The sequence below is a fragment of the Kitasatospora sp. NPDC004615 genome, from assembly GCF_042873545.1.
In the GTDB taxonomy this organism is placed as follows: Bacteria; Actinomycetota; Actinomycetes; order Streptomycetales; family Streptomycetaceae; genus Kitasatospora.
In genome coordinates, this window is sequence record NZ_JBIALQ010000002.1 from 190516 (window position 1) to 215125 (window position 24610).

Below are 24610 nucleotides of genomic sequence, written 5' to 3' on the forward strand. Positions count from 1 at the left end.
ATCATTCGCTCCCCGCGCTAGCGTCGGCCAGCGCGTTCGCGCCGCCCACGATCTCGCTGATTTCCTGGGTGATCTCGGCCTGACGGGCCGAGTTGGCAAGCCGCGTGAGCGACTTGATGAGCTCGCCGGCGTTGTCCGTCGCGCTCTTCATCGCACGCCGGCGGGCGGCGTGCTCGGAGGCGGCCGACTGCAGGAGAGCGTTGTAGATCCGGCTCTCGACGTACCGCGGCAGCAGGGCGTCGAGGACGCCTTCGGCCGACGGTTCGAAGTCGTACAGCGGGAAGATCTGGTTCTTCGCCGGCGACTTGTCGCTGAGCTCGACCTCGTCGAGCTTCAGCGGCAGCAGGCGCCGGTCCACGGCCGTCTGCGTCAGCATCGACACGAACTCGGTCGACACCAGGTGCAGCTCGTCCACGCCACCGGTCTCCGCGGTGAAGGCCTCGATGAGGTCCGCCGCGACGGTCTTCGCGTCCCCGTAGGTCGGCTTGTCCGAGAAGCCCGTCCACGAGTTCGCGACCGCGAGGTTGCGGAACCCGTAGTACCCGACGCCCTTGCGGCCGACGATGTACGTGACCACTTCCTTGCCTTCTTCGCGGAGGCGGGCGGCGAGCGCCAGCGACTGCTTGATGGCGTTGGTCGAGTAGCCGCCCGCCAGACCGCGGTCCGCCGTGATCACAAGCACGGCGGCGCGGGTGGCGTTCGGGTTCTCGGTGGTCAGCGGGTGCTTCGCGTTGGACCGGGTGGCCACCGCGGTCACCGCACGGGTGAGCTCATCGGCGTACGGGGTGGAGGCGGCCACCGCGCGCTGCGCCTTGACGATGCGCGACGCGGAGATCATCTCCATCGCCTTGGTGATCTTCTTCGTCGCGGTGACGGAGCGGATGCGGCGCTTGTAGACCCGAAGCTGTGCTCCCATGGGTCGTTACGTCCTTTCCCTCGCTACCGGACTCAGGCCTGCTCGGAGAGCAGCTTGCCGTCCGCCGTGGTGTAACCCTGCTTGAACGAGGTGATCGCCGCGGTCAGCGCGTCGATGGTGCCGTCCTCGAGCTTCTGGGTCTCGGCGATGCCGGTCAGGATGCCCTTGTGCTCCAGGCGCAGGTGGTCGAGGAACTCGCGCTCGAAGCGACGGATCTCGGCGACCGGGACGTCGTCCAGCTTGCCGGTGGTGCCGGCCCAGATCGAGACGACCTGGTCCTCGACCGCGAACGGCTGGTACTGGCCCTGCTTCAGCAGCTCGACCATGCGCGCACCGCGCTCCAGCTGGGCCTTGGAGGCCGCGTCCAGGTCGGAACCGAAGGCGGCGAACGCCTCCAGCTCGCGGTACTGGGCCAGGTCCAGGCGCAGGCGGCCGGCGACCGACTTCATGGCCTTGATCTGGGCGGAGCCACCGACGCGGGAGACCGAGATACCGACGTTCACGGCCGGGCGGATGCCGGCGTTGAACAGGTCGGACTCCAGGAAGCACTGGCCGTCGGTGATGGAGATGACGTTGGTCGGGATGTACGCCGAGACGTCGTTGGCCTTGGTCTCGATGATCGGCAGACCGGTCATCGAGCCGCCGCCGAGGGCGTCGTTCAGCTTGGCGCAGCGCTCCAGCAGGCGGGAGTGCAGGTAGAAGACGTCACCCGGGTAGGCCTCGCGGCCCGGCGGGCGGCGCAGCAGCAGGGAGACGGAGCGGTAGGCCTCGGCCTGCTTCGACAGGTCGTCGAAGACGATGAGGACGTGCTTGCCGTCGTACATCCACTCCTGGCCGATGGCCGAACCGGTGTACGGGGCGAGGTACTTGAAGCCGGCCGGGTCGGAGGCGGGAGCAGCCACGATCGTGGTGTACTCCAGCGCGCCGGCCTCCTCCAGGGCGCCGCGGACGGACGCGATGGTGGAGCCCTTCTGGCCAACGGCGACGTAGATGCAGCGGACCTGCTTCTCCGGGTCGCCCGAGCGCCAGTTGTCGCGCTGGTTGATGATGGTGTCGACGGCGACCGCGGTCTTGCCGGTCTGACGGTCACCAATGATCAGCTGGCGCTGGCCGCGGCCGATCGGGGTCATCGCGTCGATGGCCTTGATGCCGGTCTGCAGCGGCTGCTTGACCGACTTGCGGGCCATGACGCCGGGGGCCTGCAGCTCCAGGGCACGACGGCCGGTGGAGGCGATGTCGCCCAGGCCGTCGATCGGGTTGCCCAGCGGGTCCACGACGCGGCCGAGGTAGCCGTCGCCGACCGGAACCGAGAGGACCTCGCCGGTGCGGCGCACGGTCTGGCCCTCTTCGATGCCGCCGAACTCACCGAGGATGACGACACCGATCTCGCGGGTGTCGAGGTTCAGCGCGAGGCCGAGCGTGCCGTCCTCGAACTTCAGCAGCTCGTTCGCCATGACCGAGGGCAGGCCCTCGACATGCGCGATGCCGTCCGCCGCGTCAGTGACCTTGCCGACCTCTTCCACAGAAGCGGCGTCCGGCTGGTACGACTGGACAAAGTCGGCCAGCGCGTCCCGGATCTCCTCCGGACGGATCGTAAGCTCCGCCATCAGGCTTCCCTGCTCTCCTAGTTTGCGATCCTCGGCCCGCCATTGAGGGCCGCAAGTGCTCGACTCTCGGCCGGGTCGGGTGAACCGGCCGTACGTTTTGCCGGCCCACCTGGTGTGGACCGACGCCCGACCGAGGGTCGGATAGTGCTGGTGCTCAGCCTTCGAGGCCCTGGCGAGCGCCTTCGAGGCGGCTCGCGACGGTGCCGTCGATGATCTCGTCGCCGATCTGCACCCGGACACCGCCCTGGACCTCGGGGTCCACGTCGATGTTCAGGTGCACCGGACGGCCGTGCAGGCCGGCCAGCGCAGCGGCGAGCCGCTCCTTCTGGCGGTCCGACAGCGGCACAGCGCTGGTGACCAGGGCCACCACGCGGCCACGCCGGGAGGCGGCGAGCTTGGAGTAGGACTCCAGGCCGCCTTCCAGGCTACGGCCCCGGGGGGCGGTGACCAGGCTGGTGACCAGGCGGACGGTGCCCGCGTTGGCCTTGCCGCCGAGCAGCTTGCGGATCAGCGCCGTCTTGGCGGCCTTGTCGGCCTTCGGCTCGGTCAGCGCGGCGCGCAGCTCGTGCGAGCCCGCCACCACCCGGCCGAACCGGAACAGCTCGTCCTCGACATCGTCCAGCGCGCCCGCCTTGTCGGCGGCGATGACCTCGGCGTACGCGGTCAACTGCTCGGCCGCGTCGGCCAGGTCACGCGAACCGGACCAGCGCGAGCGGACCAGGCCGGAGACCAGGTCGACGGTCTCGCCGGAGACCTGACCGGCCAGCAGCGAGGCGACCAGCTGGGCCTTGTCCTCACCGGACCGCGACGGGTCGGTCAGCACGCGGCGCAGCGAGACCTCACGGTCCAGCAGCACGGTGACGGCGGCGAGTTCCTCGGCGAGCTTGGCCGCGTCCACCGAAGTGTTGTCGGTCAGGCTCTCGAGGTTCTCGCGACCGGCGGCGAGGGCCTCACGGCTCGCGCCGATCACTTGGACGCACCCTGGGCAGCGGCGGCCTTGGACTCCAGCTCGTCCAGGAAGCGGTCGATGACACCGCTCTGGCGGGCGTGGTCCTCCAGGGACTCACCGACGATGCGGGAGGCCAGCTGGGAGGCCAGCGAGCCCACGTCCTGGCGCAGGGCGGCGGTCGCCTGCTTCTTGTCGGCGTCGATCTGCGCGTGGCCGGCGGCGACGATGGCCTCGCGCTGACGCTGGCCCTCCTCGCGCATCTCGGCGATCAGGACAGCGCCCTGCTCACGGGCGTGCTCGGTGATCCGAGCGGCCTCGTGACGCGCCTCGGCCAGCTCGGCACGGTACTGCTCCAGCAGGGCCTGGGCCTCGGCCTGAGCGGTCTCCGCGCGCTTCATGCCGCCTTCGATGGAGTCGCGGCGCTCCTCCAGCACCTTCTCGATGCTGGGGAGGAGCTTCTTGCCGAGAAGACCGAAGACGATGAAGAAGCAGAGCAGGCCGATGATGACCTCGGGCCACGCGGGGAGAAGAGGGTTCATCTTCTCTTCAGCCGCGAGGAGAACCTCGGGGGTCATATCAGAACCTTTCGTCGGAATTGACTACCGGTGCGCCTGGCTCACTGGCCGTAGACGAACGGCATGACGATGCCGATCAGGGCGAGGGCCTCGGTCAGGGCGAAGCCGATGAACATGTTGGAGCGGATCAGGCCGGCAGCCTCGGGCTGACGGGCCATCGCCTGCACGCCGTTACCGAAGATCAGACCGACACCGATGCCGGGGCCGATCGCAGCGAGGCCGTAGCCGATGGAAGCAACGGAACCGGACACACCAGCGGCGAGAGCGGACATCTCAGCTAATCCTTTGCGGGGATGGGATACCGGTGGGTGTTGGCCACCGGGAGTTCAGGGGCGCGGCCGGGGCCGCGGGGCTCAGTGCGCCTCTTCCAGGGCACCGGCGATGTAGCTGCTGGCGAGCATCACGAAGATGTACGCCTGCAGGAACTGCACCAGCAGCTCGAAACCGGTCAGACCGACGGCCACCACGAAGGACACCGAGCCGTACAGGGCGCCGATGCTGGGGCTCAGCAGGTACCACGAGGCCACCGAGAAGACGACGATCAGCAGGTGACCGGCGAACATGTTCGCGAAGGCTCGGACCGCGAGGGTGAAGGGGCGCACGAAGATGTTCGAGAAGAACTCGATCGGCACCAGGATGAACATGACCCAGCCGGGGATGCCCGACGGCCAGCAGAGGTTCTTCATACCGCCGACGAAGCCGTGCTTCTTGAAGGTCAGCGTCATGTAGGTGATCCACACGATCGCCGCGAGCCCGACCGGGAACGCGATGCGCGACATCACCGGGAACTGGGCGAACGGGATGATGGACATGATGTTCATGATCCACACGAAGAAGAACATCGAGACCAGCATCGGGACGTACTTCTCGCCCTTTTTGCCGATCGTCTCGAGCACGATGCTCCGCTTGACGAAGTCGTACCCGATCTCGCCGACCAGCTGGAGCTTGCCCGGGAGCAGCTTCGGCTTGGCGAACGCGGCCCAGAAGAAGCCGACCACCAGGAGTGCGCAGATGATCGACAGCAGCATCGGCTTGGTGAAGTCGACGCTACCGATCGAGAAGATCGGCTTGAAGTCGAACTCGTTCAGGCCGGGGGCCGGGAAGCCGCAGCCGGAGTTCAGGTGGCAACCGGCCTCGGAGGCGAGCTGGACGTCAGCACCCACCACAGACTCCTTCGTTCTGACGCATGGTTACGGCAACCTCGGTGTGTCGGCGTGGCCTGCGGCCACGGTGCGGCACTGGAACTAGTTGGATTTCTCGCGGACCCTGCGCGGCGCATATCCACGCCACGGGATCTTCGAAAGCTTCGTGGAGCTGGGGGGCGATCCGTCCGATTCCCGGAGGGACCTGGCCGCATCCCGCACTCCGCCGTTGGGACGGACGATAGCAGCCCGTCAGGAGGGCATAAACACCGCCCCCCTCGCGAGGGGGACGGTGTGCCCCACTCACGGTTGACGCCCGGATTTCGACTTGCCGTCGGGTTCCACGTAGAAGGTCTTCGCCCTGAGCCAGCCGCGCACCTGGAACGCCGTCCAGATGATCGCGAGCCCGAGCAGGGTGAAACCGAAGACCTTGTGGTCGAAGAACGAGAGGTGCTTGGCGACTGCCAGCAGAATGCCGATCAACAGGATCTGCGTGGTGTAGACCAGCAGCGCTGCCGCCATCATCATCTGCGGATTGTTCCGGGTCAGCCGGTCGAGTGCGACCTGGCCGAATCCGAAGAAACCGATCACCACCACCGTTGCCAGCAGGGCGCCGAGCAGGCCCTTCCCCTGGGCAACGGCGAAGGAGATCGCCATGGCGATCACTCCGGCGGCCGCAGTGGGGATTGCGGCGCCACGGAGGATCCGGGCGTCGTGGGACGGCATGTCGGCAGCTCCGGCGGCATGTCGGTGGCAAGGGGCAGAGGTACAAGGACGAGAACCACGCCGCGGACCACCACTGAGGGCGGAGCCCGTCGAGGGAGACCGACCAGGGACGGAAGTCCTCCATGTCAGGTCTTTCGGCGTGTTCTCGGTACTCGTGAACGGTATCACAAACTATTTGATGAGAGCTTTACCATGAACGTGTGGCACCTGTCACACCACCGGCCCACGGGTGCCGCCGAACGGGTGTATCCGAACGGCCCAACGGGAGTTGACACCGCGTCAGGGCTGCCGCTCGTCCCGCCGGCCGGACGCCGTCGCCCCCGTTCCGATCCGCCCCAGCAGGGCCTTGTCCTCGGCCGACAGCTCGGCCATCGCGGGCACCTCGGAGGCGTCCTCGGAGGCGTCCTTAGCAGCCTTCACGGAATCCGGCCCGGCGGCCCGCTCGCTGCTGCGGTAGCGGGGCGGCACGAACGGCTGAACGGCCTTCGGGGCGCGCGGCTTGAAGCGCGGCATCAGCAGCACCGCGAGGCCCACCAGGCACAGGCCCGCCATGGTCAGGACGACCGTGCGGCCGGTGTTGGTGATCGAGACCGCGACGGTGCCGAAGGCGATCAGCGCGGCCCAGAAGTACATGATCAGCACGGCCCGGCTGTGCGAGTGCCCGACCTCCAGCAGCCGGTGGTGCAGGTGCTGCTTGTCCGCCGCGAACGGCGACTTGCCCGCCCAGGTGCGGCGCACCACGGCCAGCAGCAGGTCCGCCAGCGGCAGCGCGATCACCGTCAGCGGCAGGATCAGCGGGATGTAGATCGGCACCAGGGCGTGCACGGCGCTGGTCTGCGAACCGGTCCGGGCCGAGATCAGGTCGGGGTCGACGCGGCCGGTGATGGAGATCGCGGCGACGGCCAGCATCAGGCCCAGCATCATCGAGCCGGAGTCGCCCATGAAGATCCGCGCCGGGTGCAGGTTGTGCGGCAGGAAGCCCAGGCACATGCCGATCAGCACGGCGGTGAACAGCGCGGCGGGAGCGGCGTCGTTGATCCCGTAGCCCAGCCAGAGCCGGTACGAGTACAGGAAGAACGCGATCGCGGCGATGCACACCATGCCCGCCGCCAGGCCGTCCAGGCCGTCGATGAAGTTCACCGCGTTCACCATCACGACCACCAGCGTGACGGAGATCAGCATGCCCTGGGTGGGGGTGAAGGTGACCGTCCCGTAGCCGGGCACCGGGATGGAGATCACCGTGACGCCCTGCCACACCATCACGCCGGCCGCGATCATCTGACCGCCGAGCTTCACCAGCGCGTCCACGCCCCACTTGTCGTCCAGGACGCCCAGCACGAACATGATCCCGGCCCCGGACAGCAGCGCCTTGACGTCCGCGCTCTGTACGAACAGCCGCCCCAGGTTGGTGAGTTGGGACGCCGCCAGCAGGCCGGCCAGCAGGCCGCCGAACATCGCGATGCCGCCGAGCCGCGGGGTCGGTTCGCGGTGCACGTCACGCGCCCGGACCGCGGGCATGGCGCCGGCGGCGATCGCGAACTTCCGCACCGGGGCCACCAGCAGGTAGGTCACTGCCGCCGAGACGAACAGGACCAGCAGATACTCACGCACCACTGGCCTCCAGGGTCACGGTCCGACGGACGAGTACGCAGGGTACTCCCGCGCAGGTTCGGGGTTCGAGGTGCGTCGCCACGGTGCACACCTTATTGACTCCGACGCCCAGCCCCCGCATCGCGGTTCGCCTCCGCGACCACCGGATGCTCAGCGGCGCCCGGCGAAGGCCCGCGCCAACTCCCGGACCCGGCCCCGCACCGACGCCGGCTCGGCCCCGCGCAGCACCTGTCCGAGCAGCTCACCGACCTCGCCGAGCTCGCTCTCCCCCATCCCCTGGGCCGCGCAGGTGCCGGTGCCGAGCCGGATCCCGGAGGTCTCGGTGGGCGGCGCCGGGTCGTACGGGACGGCGCACCTCCCGAGCATCAACCCCGCTGCGGCGCAACGGCGTTCGGCCTCCACGCCGGTCAGGCCGAGGCCGCCGACCTCGGCGGTCACCAGGTGGGTGTCGGTGCCGCCGGTTAGCGGCGCGGCCCCGGCGGCGGCCAGCGCGGCGGCCAGCGCCCGCGCTCCGGCCACGGCCCGGCGGGCGTACTCGGCGAAGGCGGGGGTGGCCGCCTGGGCCAGCGCCACCGCCTTGGCGGCCACCTCGTTCATCGCCGCCCCGCCCTGGCAGAACGGGAACACCGCGCGGTCGATCCGGTCCGCCAGTTCGTCGGTGCACAGCAGCAGGCCGCCGCGCGGGCCGCGCAGCAGCTTGTGGGTGGCCACGGCGGTGACGTCCGCGTACGGCACCGGGGACGGCGCGAGGCCGGCCGCGACCAGGCCGGCGCTCTGCCCGGCGGTGGCGATCAGGTAGGCGTCCACCTCGTCGGCGATCTCCCGGAAGGCCGCCCAGTCCAGGTGCCGGGGGTAGGAGATGCCGCCCGCGACGATCGCCTTGGGACGGTGCTCGTGGGCCAGCCGGCGGACCTGGTCGAGGTCGATCAGGCCGTCCTCCTCGCGCACCCCGTAGCCGTGGAACTGGAACCAGCGGCCGGAGAAGTTGGCCCGCGAACCGGCGCTCAGGTGGCCGCCGTGCTCCAGCGACATCGCCAGCACCGCGTCGCCCGGCCGCAGCAGCGCCGCGTAGGCCGCCAGCACGGCCGAAGTCGCCGACCGGGGTTGGACGTTGGCGTGCGGGGCGGCGAACAGTTCGCGGGCCCGGTCGACCGCCAGCAGCTCGACGGTGTCGGCGGGCGCGCAGCCGGTGTGGTGGCGGCGGCCGGGGTAGCCCTCGGCGTACTTGTCGATCAGCGGGCCGGTCAGCGCCGCCAGCACGGCGGGGGTGGCCAGGTTCTCGCCGGCCAGCAGCTGCACGGAATCGGCCCGGCGTTCGTCCTCGGCGGCGAGCAGGTCGGCGGTCAGCGGGTCCGCCGCGCGCAGGGCCTCGGCGGCCTGCCAGTGGGTCTGTCGGGCATCGGCGACCGTCATGCTGGCTCCCGGGTGGGGGGTCCCCCAGCCGAAGGGCGAGGGGGCCGGTGCGGGCGGAGATCTCTCCAGCCTAGGTCGGCCCCTGTCACCGGGCCCGCCCCCACGCGCGGGACTGGGCCTTTCGGCCGCGCCCCGGTCACCTGCATTGCCTGCACACGCAGGCTTCACAACTTCTCCACCGAAACTTTAGTGGAGGGCGCTCAACTCACCGGTCCACGCCGGTCAGTGCGGTCACCACCGGGTCCAGCGCGTCGAATATCTCTTCGCCGCAGTTGCGGAACATGCCGATCGGCGCCCCGTACGGGTCCCTCAGCTCATCCCATTCCGGTGCGGCGGCCAGCAGCCAGCCGCGCAGGGCGGCGGCCGAGCGGACCAGCGCGCGGGCGCGTTCGGTCAGCCGCGCGCCGTCCCTGGGGTCGGGCAGGGTCCGCGGATCGACCCTTTGCACCAACCGGGTGAACTCCTTCAGCGTGAAGGTGCGCAGACCCGCCGCGTGTCCCATCGAGATCACCTGCGCGCGGTGGTCCAGGGTCGCGGTCAGCACCAGGTCGGCGTCGATCACGTGTTCGTCGAGCAGCTCCCGCCCGGCGAAGCCGGCGCTGTCCGCGCCGTACTCACCCAGCACGGTGGCCGCGTGCGCCTCCATCGGGGCGCCCTCGTGGCCCCAGGTCCCGGCGCTCTCCACGACGATCCGGCCGCCCACCCGGGCGCCCAGCCGGGAGTCCAGCTCCAACCGCGCCAGGCGCTCGGCGATCGGGGAGCGGCAGATGTTGCCGGTGCAGACGAACAGGATCTTGAAGGTGTCCAGCGGGAGCGGCCCGGACGCCGGGAACGGCGCCAGGGCACTCCCCGCTCCGTACAACGGGGCGGCGGTCAACTGCCGGCCTCGACGTCCGGAGCGACCTCCCTCAGCTGCTCGACGCTGATCGCGCCCGCCCGCAGCACCACCGGCACCTTGCCGGTGACGTCGACGATGGTGGAGGCCGTGGCGTAGTCGGCCGTCCCGCCGTCGAGGTAGATCGACACCGCGTCACCGAGTTGCGCCTCGGCCGCGTCGCAGGTGGACGGGGACGGGCCGCCGGTCTTGTTGGCGGAGGACACCGCGAGCGGGCCGGTGGCGTTCAGCAGCTCCAGCGCGACCGGGTGCAGCGGCATCCGGACGGCGACGGTGCCCCGGGTCTCGCCCAGGTCCCAGCGCAGCGACGGCTGGTGCCGGGCCACCAGGGTCAGGCCGCCCGGCCAGAACGCGTCCACCAGCTCCCAGGCCTGCTCGGAGAAGTCGGTGACCAGCCCGTGCAGCGTGGTCGGCGAGCCGACCAGCACCGGCGAGGGCATGTTCCGCCCGCGCCCCTTGGCCGCCAGCAGCGCGCCGACCGCCTCCGGCGAGAACGCGTCCGCCGCGATCCCGTACAGCGTGTCGGTCGGCACCACCACCAGCTCCCCGCGGCGGATCGCCGTGGCGGCCTCACGCAGCCCGCTGGCGCGATCCTGGGCGTCGGAGCAGTCGTATCGGCGGCTCATCGGAGCAATCCCCTTCCGGTGAATTCAGTGGTGGTTACAGCGAGGCGCGGCGCGCTGTCGTGCTGTGCGTGATGTTCACAACGAAGCCCTCCGGGCCGTTGTGAAGCGCGGCCGGTTGTTCAGGTCCCGGTGGTCGGCGGCGTCCGTCCAGCCGCCCTCCTCGCGGAAGATCCACGGGACCTGGCCGCCCTGGGTGTCCGCGTGTTCGATCACCACCGCGCCGCCGGGCCGCAGCAGCCGGGCGGCGACCCGCTCGATGCCGCGGATGGTGTCCAGGCCGTCCTCGCCGGAGAACAGCGACATCTGCGGGTCGTGGTCGCGGGCCTCGGGGGCGACGTACTCCCACTCGGTGAGCGGGATGTACGGCGGGTTGCTGATCACCAGGTCGAACCGGCCGTCCCAGGCCCGGTCGTCGGCGAACGCCTTGGTGGCGTCGCCCTGGTGCAGGTGGACCCGGGCCCGGTCGGGGCTGGCCTCGATGTTGCGGCGGGTGTAGGCGATCGCGCCCTCGTCGAGCTCGAACGCGTGCACCGTGGAACGCGGCAGTTCCTGGGCGAGCGCCAGCGCGATCGCCCCGGAGCCGGTGCACAGGTCGACCACCAGCGGCTCGGCGACGTCCATCGCGCGGACCGCCTCTATCGCCCACTCGACCACTGTCTCGGTCTCCGGCCGGGGCACGAACACCCCGGGGCCGACCTCCAGTTCGAGGTAGCGGAAGAACGCCCGCCCGGTGATGTGCTGCAGCGGCTCGCGCTGCTCGCGGCGGGAGATCGCCTCCCAGTAGCGGGCGTCGAAGTCCCCGTCCGGCACGGTGTGCAGCTGGCTGCGCTTCACGCCGTGGATGTGCGCGGCCAGCTCCTCGGCGTCGAAGCGCGGCGAGGGTACGCCGGCCGCGGCCAGGCGCTGGGTGGCCTGGGCCACCTCGGCGAGCAGCAGGTTCATCCCTCGGGCCCCTTAGGCTCAGTTCTCCTGCGCGGCGGCCAGCTTGGCCGCGGCGTCGGCGTCCACACAGGACTGGATCACCGCGTTCAGGTCGCCGTCCAGCACCTGGTCCAGGTTGTACGACTTGAACCCGGTGCGGTGGTCGGAGATGCGGTTCTCCGGGAAGTTGTACGTCCGGATCCGTTCGGAGCGGTCGACCGTGCGGACCTGGCTGCGGCGGGCGTCGGACGCCTCCCGCTCGGCCTCCTCCTGCGCGGCGGCCAGCAGCCGCGAACGCAGGATGCGCATCGCCTGCTCCTTGTTCTGCAGCTGGCTCTTCTCGTTCTGGCAGGACGCGACGATACCGGTCGGCAGGTGGGTGATCCGGACCGCGGAGTCGGTGGTGTTGACCGACTGCCCGCCCGGGCCGGAGGAGCGGTAGACGTCGATCCGCAGGTCGTTGGCGTGGATCTCCACCTCGACCTCCTCGGCCTCCGGGGTGACCAGCACGCCCGCGGCGGAGGTGTGGATGCGGCCCTGCGACTCGGTCGCGGGCACCCGCTGCACCCGGTGCACGCCGCCCTCGTACTTCAGCTGCGCCCAGACACCGTGGCCGGGCTCAGCGTTGCCCTTGGTCTTCACGGCCACCGAGACGTCCTTGTAGCCGCCGAGGTCGGACTCGTTGGCGTCGATGATCTCGGTCTTCCAGCCGACCCGCTCCGCGTACCGCAGGTACATCCGCAGCAGGTCACCGGCGAACAGCGCGGACTCCTCGCCGCCCTCACCCGCCTTGACCTCCAGGATGACGTCCTTGTCGTCGTTGGGGTCGCGCGGCACCAGCAGCAGCCGCAGCTCCTCGGTGAGCTCCGCCTGCTGCGCCTCGGACGCCTTCGCCTCGGCGATGAAGTCCGGGTCCTCGGCGGCGAGTTCACGCGCGGCGACGATGTCCTCGCCGGCCTGCTTCCAGGCCAGGTAGGTCCGGGTGATCGGGGTCAGCTCGGCGTACCGCTTGGCCAGCTTGCGCGCGTTCGCCTGGTCGGCGTGCACGGACGGATCGGCCAGCCTCTTCTCGAGGTCGGCGTGCTCGACGAGGAGCTCTTCGACTGCCTCGAACATCGGGTGGTCCTACTTCCGTGAGTGCCGAACAGGGGGTGCCCAACCTGGGTGCTGGGCAGGAGAGACGCGAACGGCGCCGGCCCGAACGCCCCCGTGCAGTACACGAGGGCGCCCGAGACCGGCGCCGTGGAAGCGCTAGGCCGACTTGTTGCCGGAAAGCTTCTTGCCGAAGCGCGCCTCGAAGCGGGCCACGCGGCCACCGGTGTCCAGAATCTTCTGCTTGCCGGTGTAGAACGGGTGGCAGTTCGAGCAGACCTCGGCACGGATCTCACCGCTGGTCTCGGTCGAGCGAGTGGTGAACTCGTTGCCGCAGGTGCAGGTCACCTTGGTGACCACGTACTCCGGGTGAACGTTGGACTTCAACGGATTCTCCTAGCTGATCGGGAGGGCACCGGGTCGGCGAACATGGACATCCGCACGTGAACCGGGACCGACGGACCAGTGTGCCAGCACTGCCCGCTTCTTCCCAAACCGGGAGGGGGGTTGCGCTATTCCGCGCCCCGGTACAGGGCCGCCGCGCCGGGGCTGATCGACGCCCGGGCGGACGGGGAGGCCTCCGCCGGGTTGCTGGGCTGCTCGGAGACCACCGAGGTCGGCACCGGCTGGTCGACCCGCAGCGCCGCCCAGAGCTGCTGGGCGTCCGGGTTCTTCGGGGCCACCCGGTTCGGGTCGCTGGGGGCGTACGTCACAGGCAGTGTGACCATGGTCAGCTGATCCGGGCCGATCCGCTTCAGGGTCTGCGCCAGGCCCACCAGCGAGCTCACCGAGGCCAGGTCGGAGTCGGTGGTGAGCGACTTGGTGAGCTTGTCGCCGAGGCTCCACACCGCCACCGGATCGGTGGCCAGGCCCTGCGCGTCGATCCGGCCGAGCATGGCCTTCACCATCTCCTTCTGGAGCTCGATCCGCCCCAGGTCGCTGCCGTCGCCGACGCCGTGCCGGGTGCGGACGAACGCCAGCGCCTGCTGCCCGCCCAGGTGATGGGTGCCGGCCGGCAGTTGGAGCCCGCTGTCCTGGTCGCTTATCGGAACGGTGGTGGTGACGTCCACCCCGCCGATCGCGTCGATCACCGAGGCGAAGCCGGCGAAATCCAGCTCGACGAAGTGGTCCATCCGCATCCCGGTGAGCTGCTCGGTGGTCTTCACCGCGCAGACCGGTCCGCCGACCTCGAACGCCGAGTTGTACATCGCGCTGTGGACCGCCGGGACGGGCTTGCCGTCCGGACCGGTGCAGGCGGGCCGGGCGACCAGGGTGTCGCGCGGTATGGAGACCACCGAGGCGGCCGTGTGCGTCTGGTTGACGTGCACCACCATGGCGGTGTCGGAGCGGGCGGTGTCCCCGGTGCCACCACCGGCCAGGTCGCCGTTGGCGCCGGCCCGCGAGTCGGAGCCGAGCACCAGCAGGTTGAACGAGCCGTCGGTGGACGCGGGCGGCCGGGCACTGCCCAGTTGGCCTGAGATGTCGACGCCGTGCAGGTTCCGGTTCAGCTTCCAGTAGGCGAGCCCACCGAGTCCTACGACCAGCAACAGCACGGCGACCAGCGCGAACAGCGCGATCCGCAGTCCGCGTCGACCCGTGAAGCGGGTCTTCCGGTGTTCGGCCATATCGCCTCATTTCACCTGGAGTGCGACCTTTCGAGCATAAGTGACGCACCGGTAGGGCGAGCGGGTTGCGAACCCCGCCTGAGAAAAGCGTGAGACCCCGCACCGCGCGCGGCGGTACGGGGTCTCAGCAGGGCGTTACCGGATCAGTCGCCGGAACCCGGGGTGTTCTTGGCGATCTGCATCAGGAACTCGGCGTTCGTCTTGGTCTGCTTCATCTTGTCCAGCAGCAGCTCGATCGCCTGCTGCGAGTCCAGGGCGTGCAGCACCCGGCGGAGCTTCCAGACGATGGAGAGCTCCTCGTGGCCGAGCAGGATCTCCTCCTTGCGGGTGCCGGAGGCGTCCACGTCGACGGACGGGAAGATGCGCTTGTCCGAGAGCTTCCGGTCGAGCTTGAGCTCCATGTTGCCGGTGCCCTTGAACTCCTCGAAGATCACCTCGTCCATCCGCGAGCCGGTCTCGACCAGCGCGGTGGCCAGGATGGTCAGCGAGCCGCCGTTCTCGATGTTGCGCGCGGCACCGAAGAACTTCTTCGGCGGGTACAGCGCGGTCGAGTCGACACCACCGGACAGGATGCGGCCGGAGGCGGGCGCGGCCAGGTTGTAGGCGCGGCCCAGACGGGTGATGGAGTCCAGCAGGATCACCACGTCGTGGCCCAGCTCCACCAGGCGCTTGGCACGCTCGATGGCGAGCTCGGCGACGGTGGTGTGGTCCTCGGCCGGGCGGTCGAAGGTCGAGGAGATGACCTCGCCCTTCACCGACCGCTGCATGTCGGTGACCTCTTCCGGACGCTCGTCGACCAGGACGACCATCAGGTGGCACTCGGGGTTGTTGTGGGTGATCGCGTTGGCGATCGCCTGCATGATCATGGTCTTACCGGTCTTCGGCGGGGCCACGATCAGACCACGCTGGCCCTTGCCGATCGGCGACACCAGGTCGATGATCCGGGTGGTCAGCACGCCCGGGTCGGTCTCCAGGCGCAGCCGCTCCTGCGGGTACAGCGGGGTCAGCTTGCCGAACTCGGGGCGGCCGCGGCCGCTGTCCGGGTCCATGCCGTTGACGGAGTCCAGGCGCACCATGGCGTTGAACTTCTCGCGGCGCTCGCCGTCCTTCGGCTGCCGGACGGCGCCGGTGATGGCGTCACCCTTGCGCAGGCCGTGCTTGCGGACCTGGGCCAGCGAGACGTAGACGTCGTTCTGGCCGGGCAGGTAGCCGGAGGTCCGGACGAACGCGTAGTTGTCGAGGATGTCCAGGATGCCCGCGACCGGGATCAGGACGTCGTCGTCGCTCAGCGGGACCTCGGGGCCGGTCGTGCCCTCGAAGCCGTCGCGGCGACGGCCCCGGCGGTCGCGGTAGCGGCCGCGGCGGCCGCGGCGGCCGTCGCCGAACTCGTCGTCGTCGTAGCCGCCCTGCTGCTGGGCGCCGCCGCCCTGCTGCTGGCCCTGGCTCTGGCCCTGGCCCTGCTGCTGGCCCTGCTGGCGGGACTGGCCGCCGTCCTGCTGCTGGCCGCCGCCCTGCTGCCGGTCGGCGCGGTCGCGCTCACGGCGGTTGCGGCGGTCCCGGCGGGACTCGCGCAGTTCGCCTTCGCTGTCGGCCGCGGCGGTCTCGGTGCGCTCGGCACGCTCGGTGCGCTCGCCGCCCTCGCGGCGGTCGCGGCGATCCCGGCGCTCGCGGCGCTCGGAACGGCCCTCGCCCTCGGCGGCCTGGCGCTGGCCCTCGGCCTTGGCCTCGGCGGCCGGCTGGGCCTGCTCGGTGGTGGTGGTGGCCGCGGCCTCGGCGGTCGGCGCACCGGCGGCGGCGGTGGCGCGGCGGCGCGGACGCTCGGTCCGGGTGGTGGCGGCCGCGGTGTCGGCGGCGGCCTGCACCGGGATCTCGATCTGCGCCTGCGGCTGCGGCTCGGTGGCGGCGGCGGTGCGGGCGCGGCGGGCCGGCTTCTCCTTCTCCTCCGCGGCGGCCGGAGCGGCCTCGGCGGCGGGAGCAGCCGACTTGGCGGCCTTCTTGGCGGCCGGAGCGGCGGGGGCGGAGCCGCCCGCGAGCAGCGGGTCTCCGCCGCTCTTCTCCTTGATGGCCTCGATCAGCTGGCTCTTGCGCATCCGTCCGGTACCGCTGATCCCGAGGGTCGAGGCGAGCTTCTGGAGCTCGGCCAGGACCAGGCCGTCCAGGCCGGCGGCAGCGGTACGACGGCGTCGCGCCGGAGCCGCGGGGGCGGCGGCTGCGTCCGACGCCTCGGCGTCCGGGCGCGCGCCCATCAGATCGGTGGTGTCGCTCACTAAGGGTCCTTCCCTGGAGCGGACGTCGGCCTGTCTGGCACGGCGACCGGTTGTGCTGTCCTGTCCAACATCTCTGTGCGCTGGTCAGGGGCTGGATTCCCGCGGAAGGCTGGTCCTTCCGGGGAGCTGCGAAGTGCGGTGCACTGTGGTGCGAAGGTGGCGCGGACGGCCGGTACCGACCTCGCTGCGCCTGTTGATGCCCGGGCCCCCGTCGCGCGGCGGCAGTTCGGGCCCCGCCCGGCCAGGCCTCAGTGCAGAGGCTGCGGGTGGGAGTCTGGTGCCGTCACGGCTTCGGGATGGGCCGCAGTTGCGCAGGCAGGCTGCGTACGCAGTGTGGCGGGCTCCCGGAGAATCGTGATCCCGAGCTTCCGGCCCCCGTGCGGACGGGGGAACGGGATCGGGATGCGTCGCACCGGGCCCCGGAGGGCATCTGGTGCAGCAATGAGGTTAACACTACCGACCCCCTGACACATTCCCCAGCCCTTTGTTTGTCAATCGTGTCCGTCTCACATGTCGAGCGGCAGAACCGTCGCGCCGGTGCGGTCGAGCTCCAGCCGGTGCGCCGCGAACTGCGGCCCCGCGAAGTTGAGCAGCTTCTCCGCGCCGGCCTCGTCGGCGAGGGCGAGCACCGTCGGTCCGGCACCCGAGATGACGGCCGGCACGCCCTCGGCGCGCAGCGTGGCGACCAGGGCGGCGCTGTCGGGCATGGCGGAGGCCCGGTAGTCCTGGTGCAGGCGGTCCTCGGTGGCGGTGAGCAGCAGTTCGGGGCGGCGGGTGAGCGCCTCGACCAGCAGTGCGGCACGGCCGGCGTTGACGGCGGCGTCGGAGAGCGGAACGGTCTTGGGGAGGAGACCGCGCGCCGTTTCGGTGAGCACCTCGGTCGAGGGCACGAAGACGACCGGAACCACTCGGTCGGAGGGGTCGAGCGTGATGGTGCGGGCGGTGCCGTCCTCGGTCCAGGCGACGGTGAAGTTGCCGCGCAGGCAGGCCGCGACGTTGTCGGGGTGGCCCTCCAGCTCGGAGGCGAGGGCGAGCAGCGCGTCGTCGTCGAGGGCGGAGGCGCCGCCGATGGTGACCGCGCGGGCGGCGACGATGCCGGCGCAGATCGCCGCGGACGAGGAGCCCAGGCCGCGGCCGTGCGGTATGCGGTTGGCGCAGACCACTTCGAGGCCGCGGGGCTGTCCGCCGAGCCGGTCGAAGGCGGCGCGCAGCGAGCGGACCAGCAGGTGGCGCTCGTCGCGGGGCAGGGTGTCGGCGCCCTCGCCGGCGATGTCCACGCTCAGGCCGGAGTCGGCGACCCGGACCACCACGTCGTCGTAGAGCCCGAGGGCGAGGCCGAAAGCGTCGAAGCCGGGGCCGAGGTTGGCGCTGGTCGCGGGAACGCGGACCCGGACGGCGGCGGCGCGGAACGCGGGACCGGCCATGCGGTGGACACTCCTGAAAAGTGGGGGCGGCCCGGACGACGGGGCCTGCGGTGGTACGACGGCGGGTTGGTCGAAGGGAGCGCGCAGCATGGCGCGGCCCGCCGGGGTCCAGCGTATCGAAGAGAGGTTCCAGAGCGGTACACCCTGCCCGGCCCGGATCTTCCGTGTTGCCACAAGAAGCGGAAAAGCGCCGGCCGGATGACCTGAAAGCAGTGCAAATGCGGTTGAGCGGCGGGCCCGATCAGGCCCGCCGCTCAAGGGCGTTGACGCAGTATCAAGCAAGCAGGCCGAGGCTGCGGGCGGCCGTCTCGGGGTCGATCGGGACGATCTGCGGCTGCGGCGCGCCGGCCACCGCCCAGTCCGGGTCCTTGAGGCCGTTGCCGGTGACGGTGCAGACGATCCGCTGGCCGGGGTCGACCAGTCCGGCCTCGGCCTTGGCGAGCAGGCCGGCCACCGAGGCGGCCGAGGCGGGCTCCACGAAGACGCCCTCCTGCGCGGCCAACAGCCGGTAGGCGGACAGGATCTGGCGGTCCGTCACCTTGTCGATCAGGCCGCCGGACTCGTCCCGGGCGGCCAGCGCGAAGTCCCAGGAGGCGGGATTGCCGATCCGGATCGCGGTGGCGATGGTCTGCGGCTTGAGCACCGGGGCGCCGTCCACGATGGGGGCGGAGCCGGCCGCCTGGAAGCCCCACATCCGCGGGGTCTTGGTGGAAAGGCCGTCGGCCGCGTATTCGCGGTAGCCCCGCCAGTAGGCGGTGATGTTGCCGGCGTTGCCGACCGGGAGGACGTGGATGTCGGGGGCGTCGCCGAGCATGTCGACGATCTCGAAGGCGGCGGTCTTCTGGCCCTCGATGCGCACCGGGTTGACCGAGTTGACCAGGGCGACCGGGTACTTCTCGGAGAGTTCGCGGGCGAGGGTCAGGCAGTCGTCGAAGTTGCCGTCCACCTGGAGGATCTTCGCGCCGTGCACCAGCGCCTGGCCCATCTTGCCGAGGGCGATCTTGCCCTGCGGGACGAGCACGGCGGACACCATGCCGGCCCGGACCGCGTAGGCGGCGGCGGAGGCGGAGGTGTTGCCGGTGGAGGCGCAGATGACGGCCTGGGCGCCGTCCTCCTTGGCCTTGGAGATGGCCATGGTCATCCCGCGGTCCTTGAAGGAGCCGGTCGGGTTGGCGCCTTCGACCTTGAGGTAGACCTCGCAGCCGGTGCGCTCGGAGAGCACCTGGGCGGGGACGAGGGGCGTGCCGCCCTCGAGCAGGGTGACCACGGGGGTGGAGTCGGTGACCGGGAGGCGGTCGCGGTACTCCTCGATGAGGCCGCGCCACTGGTGGGTGTGGGTGCCTCGGGCAGCGTTTTCGGCGTTCATGGTTCTTCCTACTCCCCTTCGACCCGCATGATGCTGGCCACGTCGCGCACGCTGTCCAGTGCGCGGAGCTTGTCGACCGTCGCCGACAGGGCGGCGTCGGTGGCGCGGTGGGTGACCACGACGAGTGCGGCGTCGCCGTCGCGGCCCTGCTGGCGCACGGTGTCGATGGAGACGCCGTGCTCGGCGAAGACCGAGGCGACCTGAGCGAGCACGCCGGCCCGGTCGTCCACGTCGAGGCTGACGTGGTAGCGGGTGACCACCTGGTCCATCGGCTTGGCGGGCAGCTGGGTGTAGACCGAGTCGCCGGGGCCGGTGGTGCCGTTGACCTTGTTGCGGCAGACCGCGACCAGGTCGCCGAGGACCGCGGAGGCGGTCGGCGAGCCGCCCGCGCCGGGTCCGTAGAACATCAGCCGGCCGGCCGCCTCGGCCTCGACGAACACCGCGTTGTAGGCCTCGCGGACGGAGGCCAGCGGGTGGCTGAGCGGGATCATCGCCGGGTGCACCCGGGCGGTGACCGAGCTGCCGTCGGCGGAGCGCTCGCAGATCGCCAGCAGCTTGACCACGCAGCCCATCTCCTTGGCGGAGGCGATGTCGGCGGCGGAGACCTCGGTGATGCCCTCGCGGTAGACGTCCGCGGCGGTCACCTTGGTGTGGAAGGCGATCCCGGCCAGGATGGCGGCCTTCGCGGCGGCGTCGAAGCCCTCCACGTCGGCGGTCGGGTCGGCCTCGGCGTAGCCCAGTGCGGTGGCCTCCTCCAGCGCTTCGGAGTACCCGGCGCCGGTGGAGTCCATCTTGTCGAGGATGAAGTTGGTGGTGCCGTTGACGATGCCCAGCACCCGGTTCACCTTGTCGCCGGCCAGCGACTCGCGCAGCGGGCGCAGCAGCGGGATGGCGCCGGCCACGGCGGCCTCGTAGTAGAGGTCGACGCCGGCCTCGGCGGCCGCGGCGTGCAGTTCGGCGCCGTCCTTGGCGAGCAGTGCCTTGTTGGCGGAGACCACCGAGGCGCCGCCCTGGAAGGCTTTCAGGATCAGCGATTTGGACGGCTCGATGCCGCCCACGACCTCGATCACCACGTCGATGTCGTCGCGGCCGACCAGGGCCTCCGCGTCGGTGGTGAGCAGGTGCTCGGGCACCCCGGGACGGGGGCGCCCGGCCCGCCGTACCGCGATGCCGGCGAGCTCCACCGGGGCGCCGATGCGCGCGGCGAGGTCGTCGGCTGTCGTCGTCATGATGCGCGCCACCTCGGAGCCCACCACACCACAGCCCAGCAACGCCACCTTCAGCGGGCGCGTACGCATCATCCGACTCCGCTCTGCATTCTTCGGTCCCCGCCGGGGTGATTCGGTTCCCCCGGGGGCTTTCCTGTCCCCACCAGTCTCCGGGACTTTCCGCACGGATCTACGGCTGGTCCACGTTCTGAGACGAAAATTTCGTCAGCCGATATCGAGCCGCAGGAGATCCTCCTCCGTTTCGCGGCGGACGATCACCCGGGCCGCACCGTCCGCGACGGCCAGCACGGGGGGCTTGAGGGCGTGGTTGTAGTTGCTCGCCATCGACCGGCAGTAGGCGCCGGTGGCGGGCACCGCGATCAGGTCGCCGGGCGCCAGGTCGGCGGGCAGGAAGGCGTCCCGGACCACGATGTCGCCGGACTCGCAGTGCTTGCCGACCACCCTGACCAGCATCGGTTCGGCCTCGCTGGTGCGGGAGACCAGCGCCACCGAGTACTCGGCGTCGTACAGCGCGGTGCGGATGTTGTCGGACATGCCGCCGTCCACGCTGACGTAGGTGCGCAGGCCCTCCAGGTGCTTGACGGTGCCGACCTCGTACAGCGTGAAAGCGGTCGGGCCGACGATCGCCCGGCCGGGCTCCACCGAGATCCGAGGGGCCGTCAACTGTGCTGCCGCGCACTCGCGTCGGACGATCTCACCGAGCGAGACGGCGATCTCAGCGGGCTCGCGCGGATCGTCGTCGGGGGTGTACGCGATGCCGAGGCCGCCGCCGAGGTCGATCTCCGGCAGTTCGACGCCGTGCTCGTCGCGGACCTCGGCGAGCAGGCCGACCACCCGACGGGCGGCGACCTCGAAACCGGCGAAGTCGAAGATCTGCGAGCCGATGTGCGAGTGGATGCCGCGCAGCTCCAACGAGGGCTTGGCCAGCACCCGGCGGACCGCCTCGGCGGCCAGGCCGCCGGACAGCGAGAGGCCGAACTTCTGGTCCTCGTGCGCGGTGGCGATGAACTCGTGGGTGTGCGCCTCGACGCCGACGGTGATCCGGATCAGCACCGGCTGGCGGACGCCCCGCGCCTCGGCGATCTCCGCCAGGCGGTCGATCTCCTGGAACGAGTCGACCACGATGTGCCCGACGCCGGCCCGCACGGCCTGCTCCAGCTCCCGCACCGACTTGTTGTTGCCGTGCAGCGCGATCCGCTCCCCCGGCATGCCGGCCGCCAGCGCGACCTGCAGCTCGCCCGAGGAGCACACGTCGACGTTGAGGCCCTCCTCGTGCAGCCAGCGCACCACGGCCTTGGACAGGAACGCCTTGCCCGCGTAGTACACGTCCGCGTCGTCGCCGAACGCGTCCCGCCAGGCCCGGGCGCGGGCCCGGAAGTCGGCCTCGTCCAGCACGTACGCGGGGGTGCCGAACTCGGCGGCCAGGGTGCGGACATCGACGCCGCCGACGGTGGCGACGCCGTCCGCGTCACGGGTGACGGTGCGCGACCAGATCTTCGGGTCGAGGGCGTTCAGGTCGGCGGGCGGGGCCTGGTAGTGACCCTCGGGCAGCACGTCGCCGTGCCGGGGACCTGCGGGGTGTGCGGAGCGAGACATGTGCGGAACTTCCTCGACCTATGGCGAGGGGCGGCGACCGGTCTCCGTCGACCGGTCCGCCGCCCCCGCTGTGCTGCGCTTGGGGGTTGTGGTGCTTTACATCCGCTCGGGCGCGGATACGCCGAGCAGACCGAGGCCGTTGGCGAGCGTCGTTCGCGTGGCGTCGGCGAGCCAGAGGCGGGCGTGCGTGAGGTCGGTGACCTGCTCGTCGCCCTTCGGCAGGATCTGGCAGTTGTCGTAGAACCGGTGGTAGGAGCGGGCCAGTTCGGTCAGGTAGGTGGCCACGTGGTGCGGGGCGCGCTCCTCACCGGACCGGGCCACCACCCGCGGGAACTCGCCGAGCCGGCCGAGCAGGTCGTTCTCCCACTCGGTGTCCAGCAGCTCCGGTTTGAAGTCCGCGCTGCGGATGACGCCCTTGTCCACCGCGTTGCGCTGCACGGAGCACATCCGGGCGTGCGCGTACTGCACGTAGAAGACCGGGTTGTCGTTGCTCTGGCGGGTGACCAGGTCGATGTCGATGGTGATGGTGGAGTCGGTGGACTGCCGCACCAGCATGAAGCGGGCGGCGTCCACGCCGATCCAGTCGACCACGTCGTCGATCGTGATGATGTTGCCCGCGCGCTTGGAGAGTCGGACCTCCTTGCCGTCGCGCAGCATCTTCACGAACTGGCCGATCATCACCTCGATGTTGCGGTCCATGTCGTCGCCGGCGCAGGCCGCGATGGCCTTCAGGCGGTTGACGTAGCCGTGGTGGTCGGCGCCGAGCATGTAGACCGAGACCTCCGCGCCGCGGTCCCGCTTGCTCAGGTAGTAGGCGGCGTCGGCGGCGAAGTAGGTGGTCTCGCCGTCGGCCTTGATCAGGACGCGGTCCTTGTCGTCACCGAAGTCGGTGGTGCGCAGCCAGATCGCGCCGTCCCGGTCGAAGACGTGGCCCTGCTCGCGCAGCCGCTCCATGGCCTGCTCAACGGCGCCGGAGTCGTGCAGCGTCTGCTCGGAGAACCAGGTGTCGAAGTGCACGCCGAACTCGGCCATCGACCGCTGGATCTCGGCGACCATCAGCTTCAGGCCCTCGGTGCGGAAGGCCAGCAGCTGCTCGTCCTCGGGCAGCTCCAGGATGCCGGGCACGCCGTCGGTGACGGCCTTGGCGATGTCGACGATGTACTCGCCGACGTAGCCGTCCTCCGGAACGGGCTGTCCGTTCGCGGCGGCCTTCAGCGACTTGGCGAACTTGGTGATCTGCACGCCGGCGTCGTTGAGGTAGTACTCGGTGGCCACCTCGGCGCCGGACGCCTTGAGGACGCGGGCCAGCGAGTCACCGACGGCGGCCCAGCGGACGCCGCCGATGTGGATCGGGCCGGTCGGGTTCGCCGAGACGAACTCCAGGTTGATGTTCAGGCCCTTGAGCGCGTCGTTGCGGCCGTACGCCTCGCCCGCCTCGACGATGGTGCGCGCCAGCTCGCCCTGAGTGGCCGCGTCCAGCGTGATGTTCAGGAAGCCCGGACCGGCGATGTCGACCTTCGCGACGCCGGCGATCTCTCGCAGGCGGGCGGACAGGATCTCCGCGACGGCTCGCGGCGGCTTGCCGGCCGGCTTCGCGAGCTGGAGGGCCACGTTGGTGGCGTAATCGCCGTGGTCCCTGTTCTTGGGCCGCTCGACCGTCACGTGCGCGGGCACGTCGACGGTCAGCTCGCCGGCCTGGATGGCGGCGCTGACGGCGGCCTGGACTGCCTGGGAGAGTTCTGCGGGTGTCACGGGCCCAAGCCTAGGCGAGAGGGGGTGGTCGCCCGCCACTCGGTTTGCCGAGCGGGACGCGCGTCACGCCGCCCGGTGTGCTTCGTCTCGTCGAACAGCGCCGCAGACCGGCACATCTCACGGGCGTGACTCGTCCGGCGGAACAAGTTCCTGCGACTGTTCGCTCAGGGCGAAATCCCGTGCGGTTTGAACGGGCCGGCCGGGTATCGACGGCCCGGTGCTGCCGAAGTCGTACGCGAAACGGCGCCCCGCCGCGGGCCGGCGGTCCATCGCCCGCAGGCGGCGCACCAGTTCGATCAGGTCCGCCGGGTCGAACGGCTTCGCCAGATAGCCGTCCACCCCCACCGACGCGCCCCGTTCCAGATCCGCCGGGGTGCAGGCGCTCACGATCGCGATCGGCAGGTGCGCGGTCTCCCAGGCGGCGCGCAGCCGGGCCGCCGTGCGCAGGCCGTCCAGCCGGGGCATCACCACGTCCAGCGTCACCACGTCCGGCGCGACCCGGCGGACCACCTCCAGACATTCGGCACCGTCGGCGGCGGTCACCACCTCGAAGCCCTCCAGCTCCAGGTTGACCGTGATCAGCCGACGGATCGCCTCGCTGTCGTCCACCACGAGGACCCGCCCCGACGCCGCCGCCACCTCACCGAGGGTAGCCGCGCCCCACCCCGCCCGTCCGGCCTTTGCCCGACTTGCCGATCGCCCCCTGACGACCCCTCAACCCCGCCGCCGGAAACCCGTGCACAGTCGATGCATTTTCCCTGGTAGTCTTTCTCCTGTCAGGCCGGGTGGTCGCAGGATCACTCAGGGCCCCCGTAGCTCAGGGGATAGAGCACCGCCCTCCGGAGGCGGGTGCGTAGGTTCGAATCCTACCGGGGGCA

Annotated in this window: 22 protein-coding genes and 1 tRNA gene; 1 reads left to right on the plus strand and 22 read right to left on the minus strand. The window is 70.7% G+C overall.

From position 1 onward, the window contains the following. Nucleotide 1: 1 nt before the first annotated feature. The 22 genes from ACFYS8_RS07755 to ACFYS8_RS07860 all read right to left on the minus strand — a co-directional run bounded on the left by ACFYS8_RS07755 (nt 2) and on the right by ACFYS8_RS07860 (nt 24371). Nucleotides 2-916 (minus strand): F0F1 ATP synthase subunit gamma, encoded by a 915-nt coding sequence (locus tag ACFYS8_RS07755; RefSeq protein WP_387637276.1) that lies wholly within the window; start codon nt 914-916, stop codon nt 2-4. Between the two features lie 32 nt (nt 917-948). Further along, nucleotides 949-2523 carry a F0F1 ATP synthase subunit alpha gene (gene atpA / locus ACFYS8_RS07760; RefSeq protein WP_043916035.1) on the minus strand — a complete coding sequence of 525 codons (1575 nt, stop codon included), beginning with the start codon at nt 2521-2523 and terminating at the stop codon, nt 949-951. A gap of 154 nt (nt 2524-2677) precedes the next feature. Beyond that, nucleotides 2678-3493: a F0F1 ATP synthase subunit delta gene (locus ACFYS8_RS07765; protein ID WP_387637279.1), complete on the minus strand. Its 816-nt coding sequence runs from the start codon at nt 3491-3493 to the stop codon at nt 2678-2680. Then, nucleotides 3490-4047 carry a F0F1 ATP synthase subunit B gene (locus ACFYS8_RS07770; protein ID WP_387637282.1) on the minus strand — a complete coding sequence of 186 codons (558 nt, stop codon included), beginning with the start codon at nt 4045-4047 and terminating at the stop codon, nt 3490-3492. Before ACFYS8_RS07770 ends, ACFYS8_RS07765 begins: the two co-directional genes overlap by 4 nt. 41 nt (nt 4048-4088) lie before the next feature. After that, a complete protein-coding gene (gene atpE, locus ACFYS8_RS07775; RefSeq protein WP_100588007.1) occupies nt 4089-4319 on the minus strand; it encodes an ATP synthase F0 subunit C in 231 nt (76 codons plus the stop codon). Between the two features lie 81 nt (nt 4320-4400). Next, nucleotides 4401-5213, minus strand: a complete 813-nt coding sequence (atpB, locus tag ACFYS8_RS07780) for a F0F1 ATP synthase subunit A (protein ID WP_387637284.1) — start codon at nt 5211-5213, stop codon at nt 4401-4403. A 279-nt stretch (nt 5214-5492) separates the two neighbouring features. Continuing rightward, a complete protein-coding gene (locus ACFYS8_RS07785) occupies nt 5493-5915 on the minus strand; it encodes a hypothetical protein (protein ID WP_387637286.1) in 423 nt (140 codons plus the stop codon). Between the two features lie 279 nt (nt 5916-6194). After that, the gene (locus ACFYS8_RS07790; RefSeq protein ID WP_387637289.1) at nt 6195-7526 is read right to left on the minus strand and encodes a glycosyltransferase family 4 protein; all 1332 of its coding nucleotides are present in this window, start codon (nt 7524-7526) and stop codon (nt 6195-6197) included. A gap of 150 nt (nt 7527-7676) precedes the next feature. Then, nucleotides 7677-8939, minus strand: coding sequence for a serine hydroxymethyltransferase (gene glyA / locus ACFYS8_RS07795; RefSeq protein ID WP_387637292.1), 1263 nt, complete (start codon nt 8937-8939; stop codon nt 7677-7679). Between the two features lie 205 nt (nt 8940-9144). After that, entirely contained in the window at nt 9145-9780 is a 636-nt protein-coding gene (locus ACFYS8_RS07800) for a protein-tyrosine-phosphatase (RefSeq protein WP_387638843.1), read from the minus strand. 32 nt (nt 9781-9812) lie between these two features. Then, nucleotides 9813-10460 (minus strand): L-threonylcarbamoyladenylate synthase, encoded by a 648-nt coding sequence (locus ACFYS8_RS07805; protein ID WP_387637294.1) that lies wholly within the window; start codon nt 10458-10460, stop codon nt 9813-9815. Nucleotides 10461-10535: 75 nt separating this feature from the next. Next, a complete protein-coding gene (gene prmC, locus ACFYS8_RS07810) occupies nt 10536-11402 on the minus strand; it encodes a peptide chain release factor N(5)-glutamine methyltransferase (protein WP_043916027.1) in 867 nt (288 codons plus the stop codon). Nucleotides 11403-11420: 18 nt separating this feature from the next. After that, on the minus strand, nt 11421-12497 hold the full coding sequence (prfA, locus tag ACFYS8_RS07815) for a peptide chain release factor 1 (RefSeq protein ID WP_387637297.1): 1077 nt from the start codon (nt 12495-12497) through the stop codon (nt 11421-11423). A 135-nt stretch (nt 12498-12632) separates the two neighbouring features. Then, a complete protein-coding gene (gene rpmE, locus ACFYS8_RS07820) occupies nt 12633-12860 on the minus strand; it encodes a 50S ribosomal protein L31 (protein WP_035866123.1) in 228 nt (75 codons plus the stop codon). Between the two features lie 125 nt (nt 12861-12985). Continuing rightward, nucleotides 12986-14098 carry an LCP family protein gene (locus tag ACFYS8_RS07825; RefSeq protein ID WP_387637300.1) on the minus strand — a complete coding sequence of 371 codons (1113 nt, stop codon included), beginning with the start codon at nt 14096-14098 and terminating at the stop codon, nt 12986-12988. Between the two features lie 143 nt (nt 14099-14241). Further along, entirely contained in the window at nt 14242-16365 is a 2124-nt protein-coding gene (gene rho / locus ACFYS8_RS07830) for a transcription termination factor Rho (protein WP_387637303.1), read from the minus strand. A 506-nt stretch (nt 16366-16871) separates the two neighbouring features. After that, on the minus strand, nt 16872-17789 hold the full coding sequence (thrB, locus tag ACFYS8_RS07835; protein ID WP_387637304.1) for a homoserine kinase: 918 nt from the start codon (nt 17787-17789) through the stop codon (nt 16872-16874). Nucleotides 17790-18063: 274 nt separating this feature from the next. Next, nucleotides 18064-19155 carry a threonine synthase gene (thrC, locus tag ACFYS8_RS07840; RefSeq protein ID WP_387637306.1) on the minus strand — a complete coding sequence of 364 codons (1092 nt, stop codon included), beginning with the start codon at nt 19153-19155 and terminating at the stop codon, nt 18064-18066. An 8-nt stretch (nt 19156-19163) separates the two neighbouring features. Then, nucleotides 19164-20456, minus strand: a complete 1293-nt coding sequence (locus ACFYS8_RS07845) for a homoserine dehydrogenase (protein ID WP_387637308.1) — start codon at nt 20454-20456, stop codon at nt 19164-19166. A 132-nt stretch (nt 20457-20588) separates the two neighbouring features. Beyond that, nucleotides 20589-21980, minus strand: a complete 1392-nt coding sequence (gene lysA / locus ACFYS8_RS07850) for a diaminopimelate decarboxylase (protein WP_387637311.1) — start codon at nt 21978-21980, stop codon at nt 20589-20591. A gap of 96 nt (nt 21981-22076) precedes the next feature. Next, nucleotides 22077-23732 carry an arginine--tRNA ligase gene (gene argS / locus ACFYS8_RS07855; RefSeq protein WP_387637313.1) on the minus strand — a complete coding sequence of 552 codons (1656 nt, stop codon included), beginning with the start codon at nt 23730-23732 and terminating at the stop codon, nt 22077-22079. A gap of 117 nt (nt 23733-23849) precedes the next feature. Next, a complete protein-coding gene (locus ACFYS8_RS07860) occupies nt 23850-24371 on the minus strand; it encodes a response regulator (RefSeq protein ID WP_387637316.1) in 522 nt (173 codons plus the stop codon). Between the two features lie 167 nt (nt 24372-24538). On the opposite strand from ACFYS8_RS07860, the gene ACFYS8_RS07865 reads away from it, so the two are divergent. Continuing rightward, nucleotides 24539-24610 (plus strand) — tRNA-Arg (locus ACFYS8_RS07865).